This is a genomic window from Kitasatospora sp. HPM-01-4 (genome assembly GCF_051374625.1).
Lineage (GTDB): Bacteria > Actinomycetota > Actinomycetes > Streptomycetales > Streptomycetaceae > Kitasatospora.
Genome location: NZ_JBPQGP010000005.1, coordinates 8,773,051 through 8,787,577, shown reverse-complemented (window position 1 = coordinate 8,787,577; position 14,527 = coordinate 8,773,051). Strand labels below are relative to the sequence as shown.

At 73.5% G+C, this 14,527-nt stretch carries 15 protein-coding genes and 1 riboswitch; of the genes, 12 read left to right on the top strand and 3 right to left on the bottom strand.

Annotated elements, in window-relative coordinates:
- Positions 1-7: 7 nt before the first annotated feature.
- From ACSMTC_RS37840 to hypE, 8 genes are all read left to right on the top strand, one after another.
- Positions 8-565, top strand: a complete 558-nt coding sequence (locus ACSMTC_RS37840; protein ID WP_436564290.1) for a hydrogenase maturation protease — start codon at positions 8-10, stop codon at positions 563-565.
- Positions 565-675, top strand: coding sequence for a DUF6893 family small protein (locus ACSMTC_RS37835; protein WP_436564289.1), 111 nt, complete (start codon positions 565-567; stop codon positions 673-675). The genes ACSMTC_RS37840 and ACSMTC_RS37835 overlap by 1 nt, the downstream gene beginning before the upstream one ends.
- A gap of 381 nt (positions 676-1,056) precedes the next feature.
- A complete protein-coding gene (gene hypA, locus ACSMTC_RS37830; protein ID WP_436564288.1) occupies positions 1,057-1,437 on the top strand; it encodes a hydrogenase maturation nickel metallochaperone HypA in 381 nt (126 codons plus the stop codon).
- Positions 1,438-1,441: 4 nt separating this feature from the next.
- Positions 1,442-2,173, top strand: a complete 732-nt coding sequence (gene hypB, locus ACSMTC_RS37825; RefSeq protein ID WP_436564287.1) for a hydrogenase nickel incorporation protein HypB — start codon at positions 1,442-1,444, stop codon at positions 2,171-2,173.
- Complete coding sequence (hypF, locus tag ACSMTC_RS37820) at positions 2,170-4,509, top strand: carbamoyltransferase HypF (RefSeq protein WP_436564286.1); 2,340 nt, start codon at positions 2,170-2,172, stop codon at positions 4,507-4,509. Before hypB ends, hypF begins: the two co-directional genes overlap by 4 nt.
- Positions 4,510-4,552: 43 nt before the next feature.
- Positions 4,553-4,828 (top strand): HypC/HybG/HupF family hydrogenase formation chaperone, encoded by a 276-nt coding sequence (locus tag ACSMTC_RS37815; RefSeq protein WP_436564285.1) that lies wholly within the window; start codon positions 4,553-4,555, stop codon positions 4,826-4,828.
- Positions 4,825-5,952, top strand: a complete 1,128-nt coding sequence (gene hypD / locus ACSMTC_RS37810) for a hydrogenase formation protein HypD (protein ID WP_436564284.1) — start codon at positions 4,825-4,827, stop codon at positions 5,950-5,952. The genes ACSMTC_RS37815 and hypD overlap by 4 nt, the downstream gene beginning before the upstream one ends.
- An 82-nt stretch (positions 5,953-6,034) precedes the next feature.
- Positions 6,035-7,024, top strand: a complete 990-nt coding sequence (hypE, locus tag ACSMTC_RS37805; RefSeq protein ID WP_436564912.1) for a hydrogenase expression/formation protein HypE — start codon at positions 6,035-6,037, stop codon at positions 7,022-7,024.
- A 278-nt stretch (positions 7,025-7,302) separates the two neighbouring features.
- Here the strand turns inward: hypE and ACSMTC_RS37800 are convergent, their stop codons facing one another.
- Complete coding sequence (locus ACSMTC_RS37800; RefSeq protein ID WP_436564283.1) at positions 7,303-7,917, bottom strand: TetR/AcrR family transcriptional regulator; 615 nt, start codon at positions 7,915-7,917, stop codon at positions 7,303-7,305.
- 288 nt (positions 7,918-8,205) lie between these two features.
- On the opposite strand from ACSMTC_RS37800, the gene ACSMTC_RS37795 reads away from it, so the two are divergent.
- Entirely contained in the window at positions 8,206-9,336 is a 1,131-nt protein-coding gene (locus tag ACSMTC_RS37795; protein ID WP_436564282.1) for a nucleotide disphospho-sugar-binding domain-containing protein, read from the top strand.
- Positions 9,337-9,444: 108 nt separating this feature from the next.
- On the opposite strand, the gene ACSMTC_RS37790 is transcribed toward ACSMTC_RS37795, so the two are convergent.
- The gene (locus tag ACSMTC_RS37790) at positions 9,445-10,308 is read right to left on the bottom strand and encodes a LysR family transcriptional regulator (protein WP_436564281.1); all 864 of its coding nucleotides are present in this window, start codon (positions 10,306-10,308) and stop codon (positions 9,445-9,447) included.
- Between the two features lie 165 nt (positions 10,309-10,473).
- Between ACSMTC_RS37790 and ACSMTC_RS37785 the strand changes: the two genes are divergently transcribed.
- Both ACSMTC_RS37785 and ACSMTC_RS37780 read left to right on the top strand, forming a co-directional pair.
- Entirely contained in the window at positions 10,474-11,193 is a 720-nt protein-coding gene (locus ACSMTC_RS37785; protein ID WP_436564280.1) for an SDR family oxidoreductase, read from the top strand.
- Between the two features lie 207 nt (positions 11,194-11,400).
- Positions 11,401-11,546: riboswitch (cyclic di-AMP (ydaO/yuaA leader) on the top strand.
- 4 nt (positions 11,547-11,550) lie between these two features.
- On the top strand, positions 11,551-12,669 hold the full coding sequence (locus ACSMTC_RS37780; protein WP_436564279.1) for a transglycosylase family protein: 1,119 nt from the start codon (positions 11,551-11,553) through the stop codon (positions 12,667-12,669).
- Positions 12,670-12,761: 92 nt separating this feature from the next.
- Here the strand turns inward: ACSMTC_RS37780 and ACSMTC_RS37775 are convergent, their stop codons facing one another.
- Positions 12,762-13,799: a hypothetical protein gene (locus ACSMTC_RS37775; RefSeq protein ID WP_436564278.1), complete on the bottom strand. Its 1,038-nt coding sequence runs from the start codon at positions 13,797-13,799 to the stop codon at positions 12,762-12,764.
- 196 nt (positions 13,800-13,995) lie between these two features.
- Here ACSMTC_RS37775 and ACSMTC_RS37770 point away from each other — a divergent pair, with 196 nt between their 5' ends.
- Entirely contained in the window at positions 13,996-14,511 is a 516-nt protein-coding gene (locus ACSMTC_RS37770) for a GNAT family N-acetyltransferase (RefSeq protein ID WP_436564277.1), read from the top strand.
- The last annotated feature ends 16 nt before the right edge of the window (positions 14,512-14,527 follow it).

Sequence of the window (14,527 nt, the reverse complement as noted above, 5' to 3'; positions counted from 1 at the left end):
GCGGCCGGTGACGGGTGACCGCGTGCTCGTCGCCGGTGTCGGCAACATCTTCCTCGGCGATGACGGCTTCGGCGTCGAGACGGTACGGCGGCTCGCCGCCCGACCGCTGCCCGAGGGTGTGGAGGCCGTCGACTTCGGGGTCCGCGGGGTCCACCTGGCCTACCGGCTCCTGGACGGTTACCGGACGTTGGTGCTGGTGGACGCGGTCCAGCGGGAGGACCGGCCCGGCACGCTCTACCTGATCGAGCCGACGGGGGACGGCCCCGTCGAGGCCGACTACTCCCTGCTGGACGGGCATCGGATGGGACCGGACGCGGTGCTGGCGCTGCTGGCGACACTCAGCGCCGGCACCGGCGCCAGCCCGCCCGAGCGGGTCCTGGTGGTCGGCTGCGAGCCGGAGTCGGTGGACGAACGCCTCGGCCTGAGCCCGGTGGTGGCGGCAGCCGTCGACCGGGCGGTCGAGCTGATCCTTCGGGTGGTACGGGACGGCGAGGCCGCCGGCCTGGTACGCCCGGTCGGTTTCGGCGGTCCGGTGGCGGGCCGCGAAGAGAGGAAGGTGCCCTGATGCGGAAGTTCCTTGTCGCGTGCGTGGTCCTGGCAGGTGCCGGACTGGTACTGGCCGTCGCCCAGAACCTGCCCGACATCAAGCGGTATCTGCGGATCAGTCGGATGTGACGGCAGGCAGGCCCCCGGCGGTGCGGGGAACGGCGACGGCCTGATCAGGCAGGCACCCCCAGGGGCGCGGGGAAGCGCCAAGGACCGCGCACGTCCGTGCGCGCGGCCTCCCGCCCCTGGGGGTCGCGCCGTGCGCGGTCGGATTCGGTTCGGCACGGGTGTCCTCCGCACCCCACCGGCCCTCACGCGGCTGGATTCCGCACGGTTCGGCTGCCATCCGGCAGGTGTCCCCCGGGCCGTCGACCTATCGGAGTTTGGGACGAATGGCGTAGTCCGGTGCGAGGGCGCGGCGCGGCGGCGGGGATGGCTGGCCGGGCCGACCTGTAATGGGTCGCGGAGCGAGGGGCGGCGGGCCCGCGACCGGGCGACGGGGAGAGGCCGATGCACGAGATGTCGATCGCGTTGGCCGTGGTGGAGCAGGTGGCCGAGGCCGCGCGCGGGCATGGTGCCCGGGCCGTCGAATCCGTCCGGCTCCAGGTCGGCGAGTTGGCCGGGGTGGTGCCCGAGGCTCTGGAGTTCTGCTTCGAACTCGCCTGCGCGGACACCGTGGTGCGGGGCGCGAAGCTGCTGGCCGAACCGGTCGCGGCCCGCGCCCGCTGCGGTGGGTGCGCCACCGAATGGCCGGTCGGCATGCCGCCCGACCTGTGCTGCCCGGATTGCGGCGGTGCGCAGGCCGAGCTGCTGTCCGGTCGGGAACTGCAGATTCTGAGCGTGTGCTGGGCCGATGCTCCCGCGCTCGCCCCGACCCACCAGGAGGGCTGAACCCGTGTGCCGTGTCGTCGATCTCCAACAGGCTGTGCTCGCCCGCAATGACGAGCAGGCGCGGGAGCTGCGCGCCGAGCTGGCCGGCCACGGCACGGTCGCGGTCAACCTGCTGTCCAGCCCCGGCAGCGGCAAGACCGCCCTGCTGGAGGCCGAGCTGTCGCTGGCCCGGGAGCGCGGGGTACCGGTCGCCGCACTGACCGCCGACCTGGCCACCGAGAACGACGCCCTGCGGCTCGCCCGGTCGGGTGTGCCGGTGAAGCAGGTGCTCACGGACGGGCTGTGCCACCTGGAGGTCGCGATGCTGCGCGGGCATCTGACGGGCTGGCTTCCCGAGGGCACCCGGCTGCTGTTCGTGGAGAACGTGGGGAACCTGGTCTGTCCGGCCTCCTACGACCTCGGCGAGTCACTGCGGGTCGCGCTGGCCTCGGTGACGGAGGGCGAGGACAAACCGCTGAAGTACCCCACGGCGTTCGGTCTGGCGAGCCTGGTGGTGGTGACCAAGACCGATCTGGCCGAGGCGGTGGGCTTCGACGAGGCGGCGTTCCGCGCCAACGTCGCCCGGGTCAACCCCGGGGTGGAGATCGTGCTGACCTCCGCGCGGACCGGCCTGGGGACGGGTGAACTGCTCGACCGCGCGCTGGCCGTACTGGACGGCGCCCCGGTCCACCGGCCGGTCATGGCGGCCCGGCCCGCCCATGTCCACGATCACGCCCTGGTGCGGGAGGGCCGGTGACCGCGCCGGCGCGGACCGGAGCCGTACAGCGAAGGCGGGTCGCGATCGAAGGGGTGGTCCAGGGGGTGGGGTTCCGGCCGTTCGTCTTCGGGCTGGCCACCGAACTGGGACTGGCCGGGCATGTCACCAACACCGGTCAGGGCGTGCTCGCGGAGGTCGAGGGCAGCGCGGAGGCCGTCCGGACGTTCTGCCGCCGGATCCGTTCCGACGCCCCGCCGCTGGCCGAGGTGCACACCCTGGCCCAGGAGGTGGTGGCCGTCACCGGCGATCCGGGGTTCACCATCGTCGCCTCGCGGGACACCGGTACCCGACGGGCCGTCATCCCGCCCGACACCGCCACCTGCGCCGACTGCCTGGCCGAGCTCGCCGATCCCGCCGACCGGCGCTACCGGCACCCGTTCATCACCTGCACCAACTGCGGGCCGCGCTACACCATCGTCACCGGGCTGCCGTACGACCGTGCCAGGACCAGCATGGCCCGGTTCCCGATGTGCCCCGACTGCGCGCGGGAGTACGCCGATCCCGCCGACCGGCGTTTCCACGCCCAGCCGATCGCCTGCCACGCCTGCGGGCCCCGGCTCAACCTGGTCGGGACCAGGGGCCGCAACCGCGCGCTCGGTGAGGACCCGGTGACCGCCGCCCGGAGGCTGCTGGCGGACGGCGCGATCCTGGCGGTCAAGGGCATCGGCGGCTACCACCTGGCCTGCGACGCCACCGATCCGTCGGCGGTCGCGCTGCTGCGCCGCCGGAAGGCCAGGGGCGACAAACCGTTCGCGGTGATGGTGCGTCAGCTCTCCGACGTGGAGGAGCTGGTGGAGCTCGGCGAGGCGGAGCGGCGCCTGCTCACCGGAGCCGTACGGCCGATCGTCCTGCTGCGCCGGCGGGCCGGTGGACCGGTGGCCGAGGCGGTCGCCCCGCGCAGTCCCGACCTTGGCGTGATGCTCCCGTACACCCCGCTGCACCACCTGCTGTTCGGGCTGCCGGGCGATCCGCCCGGGCCCCGGCTGCTGGTGATGACCAGCGGCAATCTCTCCGGTGAGCCGATCGTCACCGATGACGGCGAGGCGCTGCAGCGGCTGGCACCGCTGGCCGACGCCTGGCTGTTGCACGACCGTCCGATCCACGTCCCGTGCGACGACTCCGTGGTGCGCTTCTGGCAGGGCGGGGCGCTGCCGGTCCGGCGCTCACGCGGGTACGCGCCGCTGCCGGTCGCGCTGCCGCTGCCCGTGCCGCCGGTGCTGGCGACGGGTGGCGACCTGAAGAACACCTTCGCGCTGGCCGAGGGGCGCAGCGCCTGGCTTTCCGGCCATGTCGGCGACATGGACGACCTCTCGACGCTGCGGGCCTTCGACCGCGCGGTGTCCCATGTGCGGGAGCTCACCGGGGTGGGGCCCGAGCTGGTGGCGACGGACCGCCACCCGGGCTACCGCTCGGTGCAGTGGGCGCTGCGCCGGTCCGCCGCAGAACGCTCGGGGACGGTGCGGGTGCAGCACCATCATGCGCACATCGCCTCGGTGATGGCCGAGCACGGCCTGGACGGTGGCCGTCCGGTGATCGGCATCGCCTTCGACGGGACCGGCTACGGGGACGACGGGGCGGTGTGGGGCGGGGAGGTGCTGCTGGCGGACTACGACTCCTTCCGGCGCTTCGCGCACCTGGCGTACGTACCGCTGCCGGGCGGGGACGCGGCGGTGGAGCGCCCGTACCGGATGGCGCTGGCGCACCTCCATGCCGCCGGTCTCCCCTGGTCGCCGGAGCTGCCGTGTGTACAGGCCTGCCATGAGCGCGAACTCCAGTTGCTGAAACGCCAGTTGGACCGGAATCTGAACTGCGTGCCGACTTCCAGCATGGGCCGGCTGTTCGACGCCGTCTCCTCGCTGGCCGGGGTGTGCCACCGGTCGGGCTACGAGGCCCAGGCGGCGATGGAGCTGGAGGCGGCGGCGGCCTCGGTGAACGAGGTGGGCGAAGGCTACGGGTTCGAACTGCTCACCGGGGAGGCCGGATTGGGAGCGGCCGAGTGGACGGCCGATCCAAGGCCGGTGCTGGCGGCCGTGGTTGCCGATCTGCGGGCCGGAGTCGGCCCGGAGGTGATCGGGCTGCGGTTCCACCGGGCGGTGGCCGGGCTGGTGCGCGCGCTGTGCGTGCGCGCCCGCCGGTCGCACGCGCTGGAGACGGTGGCGCTGAGCGGCGGGGTGTTCGCCAACGCCCTCCTGCTCGGCGACTGCGCCGAGGCGCTGCGCCGGGACGGCTTCACCGTGCTGGTCCACCAGCGGGTGCCGCCGAACGACGGCGGGCTTGCGCTGGGCCAGGTGATGGTGGCCGCGCGGACCCGGTGAGCGGTCCGGCGGGACAGGGCGGTTCGAGGCGAGGAGAGGGCGGATGTGCCTGGCGGTTCCCGGAAGGGTGTTGGAGATCGAGGAGCGGGAGGGGACCCGGATGGCCCGGGTCGACTTCGGCGGCGTGGTCAAGGACGTGTGCCTGGAGTACCTGCCGGACCTCGCGGTGGGTGAGTACGCGATCGTGCACGTGGGCTTCGCGTTGCAGCGGCTGGACGAGGAGTCGGCCCGCAGGACGCTCGACCTGTTCGAAGAACTCGGCCTGCTGCAGGAGGAGTTCGGCGACCCCTGGGTAGCGGCGGAGGAGATGGGGCGATGAAGTACCTGGAGGAGTTCCGCAATCCCGAGCTGGCGGGCCGGCTGCTGGCGGACATCCGCGCCACGGTGACCCGGCCGTGGGCGCTGATGGAGGTGTGCGGCGGACAGACCCACACCATCGTCCGGCACGGGATCGACCAACTGCTGCCCGAGGAAGTGGAGTTGATCCATGGGCCGGGCTGCCCGGTGTGCGTCACCCCGCTGGAGGTGATCGACCGGGCACTGGCGATCGCCGCCCGTCCGGAGGTCATCTTCTGCTCGTTCGGCGACATGCTCCGGGTGCCCGGCTCCGAGCGGGACCTGTTCCGGGTGCGCAGCGAGGGCGGGGACGTCCGGGTGGTGTACTCGCCGCTGGACGCGCTGCGGATCGCGCAGGAGAACCCCGGTCGTGAGGTGGTCTTCTTCGGGATCGGCTTCGAGACCACCGCTCCCCCGAACGCGATGACGGTCCACCAGGCGAAGAAGCTGGGCATCCGCAACTTCAGCCTGCTGGTCTCGCACGTGCGGGTGCCGCCGGCCATCGAGGCGATCATGCGGTCTCCGGACTGCCGGGTACAGGGCTTCCTCGCGGCGGGCCATGTGTGCAGCGTGATGGGGACCGACGAGTACCCGGACCTGGCCGCCCGCCACCGGGTGCCGATCGTGGTCACCGGCTTCGAGCCGCTGGACATCCTGGAGGGGATCCGGCGCACGGTGGGGCAGTTGGAGCGCGGGGAGCACGTCGTGGACAACGCCTACCCGCGTGCCGTACGGCCGGAGGGGAACCCGGTGGCGAAGGCGATGCTGGCGGACGTGTTCGAGGTCACCGACCGGGCGTGGCGCGGTATCGGGGTCATCCCGGCCAGCGGCTGGCGGCTGTCGCCGCGCTACCGGGACCAGGACGCCGAACACCGCTTCCCGGTCTCGGACATCACCCCGTGCGAGCCCGCGCAGTGCCGCAGCGGCGAGGTGCTCCAGGGGCACCTGAAACCGAGTGAGTGCGAGGCGTTCGGCACGGTGTGCACGCCGCGTACGCCGCTCGGGGCGACCATGGTCTCCAGTGAGGGGGCGTGCGCCGCGTACTACCTCTACCGGCGCCTCGGCGCCCCGGCTCCCGCCCGGCAGGAGGTGGACTCCGTTGCGTGAGGCGACCGATACGGCCGAGAGCGCACCGGACCTCTCCGGCTGGAGCTGTCCGCTGCCGCTGCGCGACCATCCGCGGGTGGTGATGGGGCACGGCGGCGGCGGTGCGCTCTCCGCCGAGCTGGTCCAGCACGTCTTCGCCCCGGCCTTCGGCGGGCCGGTGCTGGCCGGGCTCGCGGACTCGGCGGCGGTGACGCTGGGCGGTGCGCGGATCGCCTTCTCCACCGACTCCTTCGTGGTCCGTCCGCTGTTCTTCCCCGGCGGCGGCATCGGGGACCTGGCGGTCAACGGGACGGTCAACGACCTGGCCATGAGCGGGGCCCGGGCGGCGTATCTGTCCTGCGGGTTCATCCTGGAGGAGGGCGTCGAGACGGCGGTGGTGGCCCGGGTGGCGCAGGCGCTCGGCGCGGCCGCCCGCCTGGCCGGGGTCCAGGTCGTGACGGGTGACACCAAGGTGGTGGAGGCGGGACGCGGCGACGGCGTCTACCTCAACACCGCCGGGATCGGGCTGATCCCGACCGGGGTCGACATCCGGCCGCAGCGCGCGGTGCCCGGTGATGTGGTGATCGTCAGCGGGGATCTCGGACTGCACGGGATCGCGGTGATGAGCGTGCGCGAGGGGCTGGAGTTCGAGGTGGAGATCGAGAGCGACTGCGCCGCGCTGAACGGGCTGGTCGAGACGATGCTCGCGGTCACGCCCGATCTGCACGTGCTGCGCGATCCCACCCGCGGCGGGCTCGGCGCGGCTCTCAACGAGATCGCCGCGGCGGCCGGGGTGGGAGTGGTGATCCGGGAGCGGAGCGTGCCGGTACCCGAAGCGGTGGCCGGCGCCTGTGCCTTCCTCGGGCTCGACCCGCTGTACGTCGCCAACGAGGGGAAGCTGGTGGCGTTCGTGCCGCGCGAGCACGCGGACGCGGTGCTGGACGCGATGCGGGCACACCCGTTGGGCGCTCGGGCGGCGGTGATCGGCGAGTGCGTGGCCGAGCACCCGGGGATGGTGGTGGCCCGCACCGGTCTGGGGGGCACCCGGGTGGTGGACCTGCCGGTGGGGGAGCAACTGCCGCGGATCTGCTGAGGGTTGCACCGGGGGCACGCGGCTCCGCCCGGTCGGCCTCCTGATCGACCACGCGTGACCGGCCGCTCCGGGGCACGCGTGGTCGTGTGCGCGGTCCGTGTGCCCCTGCTCGTCACGCCCCGTCTCCGCGGCGGCGGTGTCGTCGGGGCGTGCTCCGCCCGCGTTCGGGGCCGGGCCCGGTCGTCCTCCCCGGTGCACGGTCGATGCCACCCGGGAGGCGGCGGTTCCTCCCGGACCCGGGCCGGACTCTGCGCCCGCTCGCGGGCGGACCGCGCACGCTACCGGCAGAGGCTGCGCTCGGCCGCGTCGGCAAGCCGTTCGGCGACCTGCTCCAGCGGGAGGGAGCGGCCGGTGTACAGCAGGTCGAAGCCGTCGAAGCTGGTCAGCACCCAGAGCAGGTCCGCGGCCTCGTCCACGGTGACGCCCGCGCGGAGCAGGCCCTGGTCCGCCAGGCGCAGTGCGCGGTAGCGGCACCCGGCGGCCCGTCCCTGCTCGATGCGCTGGACCGCACCGCCGACCGCGTCCGCGTTGAGCATCGCCATCGAGTAGAGCGCGCGAAGCACGTCCCGGTGGGCGGCGAACATCTTCACCACCCCGAGGAGTCCGCCGCGCAGACCCTCGCGGGCGTTCGGGTGGGCGGTCGCCGCCAGCATCTCCGTGAATCCGCCGCGCTCCAGGAGGTCTTCGGCGAAGGCGGCGAACAGGCCGCCGCGTGAGCCGAACACCAGGTAGACGGTCGAGCGGGCGACTCCCGCGAGCCGGGCGACCTTGTCCAGGGCGACCGGCTCGGCCGGGGCCTCGGACAGGAAGGCGTAGACCGCGTCGAGGATGCGGCGCCGGGTCTCCTCCGAGGCCTCCGCTCTCAGACGCTGGTCATATTTTCGAGTGGCCATGGGCGCTGATCCTACAATCACTTGACAGGCTGTCCGATGAAAGACAGGCTGTCCAGTGAAATCGGGGGGAGCGGGCGTCATGCACTCAGGAGAGCTGCCGTGTGCGGTGGCTGAACGCAGGCCCAGGCGATGCCGGGCCATGATTCCCGGCCGGCGCACGGCCCTTCCCCTCGCGACGGGAGCCCACAGGGCTTCCCGCTTCTCCGTGTCCGAAATTCGGACACCTGGATCACTCATTTGACGTAACGTCAGATTCGAACGTCCATGCAACACGCGAGGAGTCACCCCATGCGCGTCCTGTTCACCGCCCCGGCCGCGGCCGGGCACATCTTCCCGATGATTCCGACCGCTCACGCCCTGCGCTCGGCCGGCCACCAGGTCCTGTTCGCCGGCTCGGCTCCGCTGGAGATGCTGCGCAGCACCGGCCTTCCGGTGGTCGAGGTCGGCGACGGCACCGGCATCATCGAGGCCTTCAAGCGGGTCGTGAAGGACCAGCCCGCGGAGTACGTCGCCAAGGACAGCACCCAGGAGGAGATCCTCCAGCGCGCCGCCATCGGTTTCGCCGAGCACGGCCGGGTCGCCATCGAGGGACTGCTGCGGGTCGCCACCGAGTGGAGCCCGGACATCATCGTGATGGACCCCTTCGCGGCCGCCGCTCCGCTGGTCGCGGCCAAGCTCGGCATACCCACCGTGTCCCACAACTTCGGTGTGATGCAGGGCCTTCCGATGCTCGACCGGTTCTCCGACCTCCTCGCCGCCGACTACCAGGCGCACGGACTGACCGGTCACGGCAAGCCCACCGTGATCGACGTCGTCCCGGCCTCGCTCGGCGGTGACGGCGGCGGCTGGCGCGTCCGCTACGTCCCCTTCAACGGCGGCGGCGTCGTTCCCTCGGACCTCACCAGCCGCGGCGAGCGGCGCCGGATCGCGGTCACCCTCGGCACGGTGCTCACCGAGTTCGCCGGGGTCAACCCGATCGCCTGGCTCACCGAGCAGGCCGCCGAGGTGGACGCCGACTTCCTGCTCGCCGTCGGCGACGCGGACCTCACCCCGCTGGGCACCCTGCCGGACAACATCCGCCCGCTGCCGTGGACCCCGCTGGCCGAACTCCTCGACGCCAGCGACGCCGTGATCCACCACGGCGGCTCCGGGACCATGCTCACCGCCGCGGTCGCCGGTGTCCCCCAGCTGATCCTGCCGCAGGGCGCGGACCACTTCATCAATGTCTCGGCCGCCGTCACCAAGGGGTTCGCGCTCAGCTCCGACAGCGACTCGGTGGACGCCGCGCAGCTCACCCGCCTGCTCGAGGACAAGGGCCTGCGCGACGCGGCCACCGCCCTGCGGAGCGAGATCAACGAGCTGCCCTCGCCCGCGGCCCTGGTCGGCGACTTCGAGCGGCTCCACCGCGAGACGCGCTGAGGCTCCCCCGGCCCGTCAGGGCCACGAAGGGGTGCGGGGAACCACATGGGCGGCGCGCTGCCGATCCGCGCGACCACTCAGGCGGTTCTCCGCACCCCTCGGTGCCGGCTATCCGGCGGCGCAGTCGAGGGCGATCTCGGCGAACTCCTCGATCAGCGGCGAGCTGCGAGCCCCGCTCCAGGCCAGGCAGACCTGGTGGGGGGCGATGCCGGTGACCGGGAGCCGGACGATGTCGGGGCGCGGGTAGGCGAGCGCGACGGAGCGCGGCAGGACGACGATGCCGTTCCCCGCCGCGACCTGCTCCACCTTCTCCTCCACCGTCCGGACGGCAGGACGGGTGGTGGACCGGTGGCCGCCCCGGTATCCGCTGCCGGCCGGCCACTCCGGGACGGCGGACGGGTCCTGGAGCAGCCGCTCGCCGGCGAGGTCGGCGATGGTGACGGCCGCGCGCCCGGCCAGCGGGTGGTCGGCGGGCAGGGCGGCGACGCGCGGTTCGGTGAACAGCCGCCGGACCCGCAGGCCGTCCAGGTCGACGGGGAGGCGGATGAAGCTCACGTCCACCCGGCCCTCACGCACGACGGCGGTCTGGTCGTCCCAGGAGGTCTGGACGAAGTCGACGCTCAGCTCGGGGTGGCGGGCGGTGAACGCCCGGGCGGCGACGGTGGTCGTGATGCCGGGCATGAACCCGATGGTGAACACGGTGCCGTGGGCCACCTCCCGGACCCGCCGACGCAGCGTTTCGGCGGCCGCGAGCAGCGGCCGGGCCTCTTCCAGCAGCCGGCTTCCCGCCGGCGCGAGTGCGGTGGAGCGCCGGTCCCGGTACAGCAGCGGAACGCCCAACTCGGCCTCCAGCGCCCGGATCTGGCGGGAGAGGACGGGCTGGGCGATGTGCAGACGGGTGGCGGCGCGGCCGAAGTGCAGCTCCTCGGCCACCGCCACGAAGTAGCGCAGTTTGCGCAGATCGACGTCCATCCCGCCCCTCCCGAACCGCCTGAATCCCCCTGATACCCCAAGGGTATGACAGCGGGCCGAAGAGGTCTTGGACACCATCCGCCCCAGGGGAGCACCGTGGTGGTGCCGGCCGACAGCTTCGGTCGCACCTACCCCGTCGCACCTACCTGTGAAGGTGGAAACGTCATGCCCCTCTCGGATCAGCGCGTCGTCGTCCTCGGCGGAACCTCCGGCATCGGACTGGCCGTCGCGGCCCAAGCCGCCCAGGACGGCGCCGAGGTCGTGGTCGCCTCCCGCAATCCGCACAGCGTGGAGCGGGCGCTGGCCGCACTGCCGGCCGGTACCCGTGGCGAGAGCGCCGACCTCGCCGACCCGACCCAGGTCCGCGAACTCCTCGGCGCGATCGGGGAGTTCGACCACCTGGTGTTCACCGCGGGCGAGCCGCTGGCCCTGCTGCCCGCCGACGGCCTCGACCTCGCGAGGGCCCAGGAGTTCTTCCGCCTGCGGTACTTCGGCGCGCTCGCCGCCGTCAGCGCCGCCCTCCCCCACCTCCGGCCGTCCGGCTCGGTAGTCCTCACCAGCGGGACGGCTGGCGCCCGCCCCGGTCCCGGGTGGACGGTGGCGGCCGGCATCTGCGGTGCGATCGAGGCCTCGGTCCGCGCACTGGCCCTCGAGCTGGCCCCGATCCGGGTCAACGCCGTCGCTCCCGGAGTGGTCCGCTCCCCGCTCTGGGCCCCGCTGACCGACGCGGACCGCGAGCAGCTGTACCGGAGCACGGCGGCCGCGACCCCGCTGGGCAGGGTCGGTGAGCCGGCGGACATCGCACAGGTCTACGTCTCACTGATGCGCCAGCCCTTCACCACGGGCACCACCGCGACCGTGGACGGCGGCGGAGTGCTCGTCTAGATGCTCGCCCGGGCAGCGGAGTTGACGCCGCTGCCCGACGGTGGCGGCCGAGGGGCGGTGCCCACCGGGAAACTGAGGGTTTCGTGATTTTTGTGTGATGTACCGGATACGGGCTTGTTATCCAGGTGATGATCCCTCTACTCTCCCTCCAGTTCGCTGTTGCGGACTCCCGGACGCAGTACGCCGAGTCCTGCCCGCCCGTGTCCGGGACATCGAGCAAACCCTGGGCAGGAGCGGGGGAACCAGGTCAGTCGCCGCCCCCACGGCTTGGGGTGAAGCCGCGTACCCGCGCGGCCGGGCCACCTCCCGGTCCGAACCCGACAGCTCACCTCGCAGGCGTACGGAGAGGAACGTCCCGTGGTCTTTTCCGGTTCCGGCCGCCACCGCCGACCCACTCAGGCCGACCGTGCCATCGCCGCCGCCGGAGTGGCGAGCGTGGGTCTGGCCCTTCCGCTGCTCACCGCCACCGGAGCGCACGCCACGCCCGCCACCACCTGGGACGCCGTGGCCCAGTGCGAGACCGGCGGGAACTGGACCGCCGACGACGGCAACGGCCACTACGGCGGCCTCGGCCTCACCCAGCGCACCTGGGTCACGCACGGGGGCGACAAGTACGCCGCCCAGCCCGACCACGCCACCAGGAGCCAGCAGATAGCCGTGGCCGAGCGCGTCCTCGCGGAGTCCGGTTCCGGCCTCTGGGCCAACTGCGCCAGCTCGGCCGGTCTGACCGGCGGCTCCACCACCGGTGCCACGCCCACCCCGGCGCCTTCGGCCACGAGCACGCCCGCCCCGGCGCCCGACGCCCCGGCGGCCACGCCCACGCCGAGCACTCCCTCCGCCGACACCGGCGGCAGCACGCCGGGCACCCCGGACCCGACCTTCCCCGGCCGCGCCGGCTACGACCCGAACGCCGGTGTGTACTGGTTCCAGGACAACGGCGTCTGGCACTGGACCGTCCAGCACGACGTCTACATCCAGCACATGAACGCCGCGGCCGCCGCCGACGCCCCCTCGGGCGCTCCGTCCGCCGATCCGGGCACCGGTACGGCTCCGGCCACGCCGAGCCCGGCGGCTCCCGGCACCGCCCAGCCGTCCCCGTCGGCGCAGGCCGACGGTCCGAGCGCGGGCGCCTCCACCCCGGCGGCGCAGGCGCCGGGCACCCCGGCCGCCACCGGCACCCCGCAAGCTCCGGCGGCACCCGTCGCGGGCGCCGGCGCGACCACCGCGCCCGCGACGCCGGGAAGCCCCGCCGCCCCCGGCACTCCGTCGGCGCCCGGTGCCCCGGCCGCACCGGCCGCACCGGCCACGACCACGCCGCAGACCTACACCGTCGAGCACGGGGACACCCTCTCCGCTATCGCCCGGTCGCACCAGATCGACGGCTGGCAGCACCTCTACGAGAGCAACAAGGGCACCATCGGGGACAACCCCGATCTGATCCTCCCCGGCCAGGCCCTGAACCTGCAGCAGCGCTGACGCGTCGGCTCCGTCCCGGGCCGGGGTCAACGGCTCGGGACGGAGCCGCGGTTACGCGGCTGCGGCCCGCTGGTCGTCGGGCTGCGGAGGGTTCAGGTCGCGAAGCCGATGTGCACGTGGTCGTGGTGGGTGGCGTCACTGAAGAACTGGTCGGGCGTCGTCCCGCCGGAGAGTTGACGGGGCCCGCCCACGTTGTAGGACCCGGCGGCGGCCGCCGCGCGCATGAAGCCGTCGACCAGGGCGTGCGGGGTGGCCGGGTCGACCACGGCACGGCCGTCGATCCGCCAGACGTCGAAGGCCCGGCCGCGCGGGTGGTCGCTCGGACGATCGGTGCCGAACACGTCGAGCGGGTGGCCTGATCTGATCACGCTGACCGCGAAGTCATGAGCGCCTGCCAGGGTCAGCATCGCGGTCAGCACGCTGTCGTGGACGGCACCGCTGCGGATGTCGGCCACGGCTGCCGGGGGCAGGGTGATCCGGTGGTCCGCCAGGACCCGCGCGGCGAGCGGGGACGGAGCGGAGGCCGGCGGTCCGGGTGCGGCCGGGTGCAGGGCGGTGACGGTCCAGCGGGGGCTCGCCGCGCTCAGGCGCACGTCCACCGTGGTGCCGCCGGGCACGGCCGGGCCGGCTGCCGTCCCGGTCCACTGGTCGCAGACCACCAGGACACTGGCCGAGTCGGCGAGGATCCCCCCGTACTGGGCGACGATCACCTGGAGGGCGGCCCGGTCGGCGGCCGGGAGCAGCGGGCCGGCCTGGTCGGCGAGGGCGGCGTCGAGGCCGAGCGGTGCGATCCTGGCCCGGGCCTGCGCGGTGCCCCGTCCGCCGTCCGGCCAGGCTCCGAGCGCCTCGACGAGCTGCACGGCACGCAGTTTGACGTCCGGCTGGATCTCGCCGGCGCCCGGCGTCCAGGGTGAGGTCGCGGGCAGCGCCGATGGCGCGGCGGGGGACGCGGCGGTCGGGCCGGTCCGGGTGGCGGCCGGGCCGCTGGGCGTGGTCGACGCGGCGGGGGCGGTGCGGTGCTCACCGCAACCGGCGGCCAGCAGGACCCATCCGGCCCCGGTCAGGATGCTGCGACGGGAGGGCCGGGGGGATGGGCCGTGGTCCGGGTCACCGGCCTGACGCTCTGTCATCTCGCCACTATGACCGGCCGCATCGGGCGCCGACGTTCAGCTCGCCGTCGCCCGGCGGGCGGTACGCCACCTGAGACACCACGCGGCCGGGCCGCGGCCGGGCCACGGCCGGTTCGCCGCCGCCCCACGGCCGGGAAGGCGGCAGCGGCGGAATAACGAGTGGCCAAGGCGTGCGAGATGCACCCAGAATGGGACGATGATCATCAGACTGGCCCGAATTGACGACCTCCCCCAGCTCCAGGACATCGAGCGGGCGGCCGGTGAGTCCTTCCGCTCAATCGGGATGCCCGAGATCGCCGAGGACGAGCCGCCGACGATCGACGAGCTCACCCGCTACCAGCGGGCCGGGCTGGCCTGGGTCGCGGTGGAGGCGGCCGACCGTCCCGTGGCGTACGTGCTCGCCGAGCCGGTGGACGGGAACCTCCACGTCGAGCAGGTGTCGGTGCACCCGGACCATGGCAGGCAGGGCATCGGACGCGCGCTGCTGGAGCACCTGGCGGCCTGCGCGAGCGCCGACCGGATGCCCGCGCTCACCCTCACCACGTTCACTCAGGTCCCCTGGAACGCGCCGTACTACGAGCGTTGCGGCTTCCGTCCGCTGGAGCAGTCCGCGCTCACCGCCGGCCTGCGGGAGATCCGCCGCCGGGAGGCCGAGCACGGGCTCGACCGCTGGCCCCGGGTGTGCATGATCCGTCCGCTTCCTCTCGGCTGACACCGTTCGAGCGCCT

Excerpts from the sequence above, each read along its gene's own strand:
- hypA (WP_436564288.1), top strand. The coding sequence starts at position 1,057 with ATGCACGAGATGTCGATCGCGTTGGCCGTGGTGGAGCAGGTGGCCGAG.
- ACSMTC_RS37795 (WP_436564282.1), top strand. The coding sequence starts at position 8,206 with ATGCGCGTCCTGTTCACCGCCCCGGCCGCGGCCGGGCACATCTTCCCG.
- ACSMTC_RS37815 (WP_436564285.1), top strand. The coding sequence starts at position 4,553 with ATGTGCCTGGCGGTTCCCGGAAGGGTGTTGGAGATCGAGGAGCGGGAG.
- ACSMTC_RS37835 (WP_436564289.1), top strand. The coding sequence starts at position 565 with ATGCGGAAGTTCCTTGTCGCGTGCGTGGTCCTGGCAGGTGCCGGACTG.
- hypE (WP_436564912.1), top strand. The coding sequence starts at position 6,035 with ATGGGGCACGGCGGCGGCGGTGCGCTCTCCGCCGAGCTGGTCCAGCAC.
- ACSMTC_RS37790 (WP_436564281.1), bottom strand. The coding sequence starts at position 10,308 with ATGGACGTCGATCTGCGCAAACTGCGCTACTTCGTGGCGGTGGCCGAG.
- ACSMTC_RS37775 (WP_436564278.1), bottom strand. The coding sequence starts at position 13,799 with ATGACAGAGCGTCAGGCCGGTGACCCGGACCACGGCCCATCCCCCCGG.
- ACSMTC_RS37770 (WP_436564277.1), top strand. The coding sequence starts at position 13,996 with ATGATCATCAGACTGGCCCGAATTGACGACCTCCCCCAGCTCCAGGAC.
- ACSMTC_RS37800 (WP_436564283.1), bottom strand. The coding sequence starts at position 7,917 with ATGGCCACTCGAAAATATGACCAGCGTCTGAGAGCGGAGGCCTCGGAG.
- ACSMTC_RS37785 (WP_436564280.1), top strand. The coding sequence starts at position 10,474 with ATGCCCCTCTCGGATCAGCGCGTCGTCGTCCTCGGCGGAACCTCCGGC.
- hypD (WP_436564284.1), top strand. The coding sequence starts at position 4,825 with ATGAAGTACCTGGAGGAGTTCCGCAATCCCGAGCTGGCGGGCCGGCTG.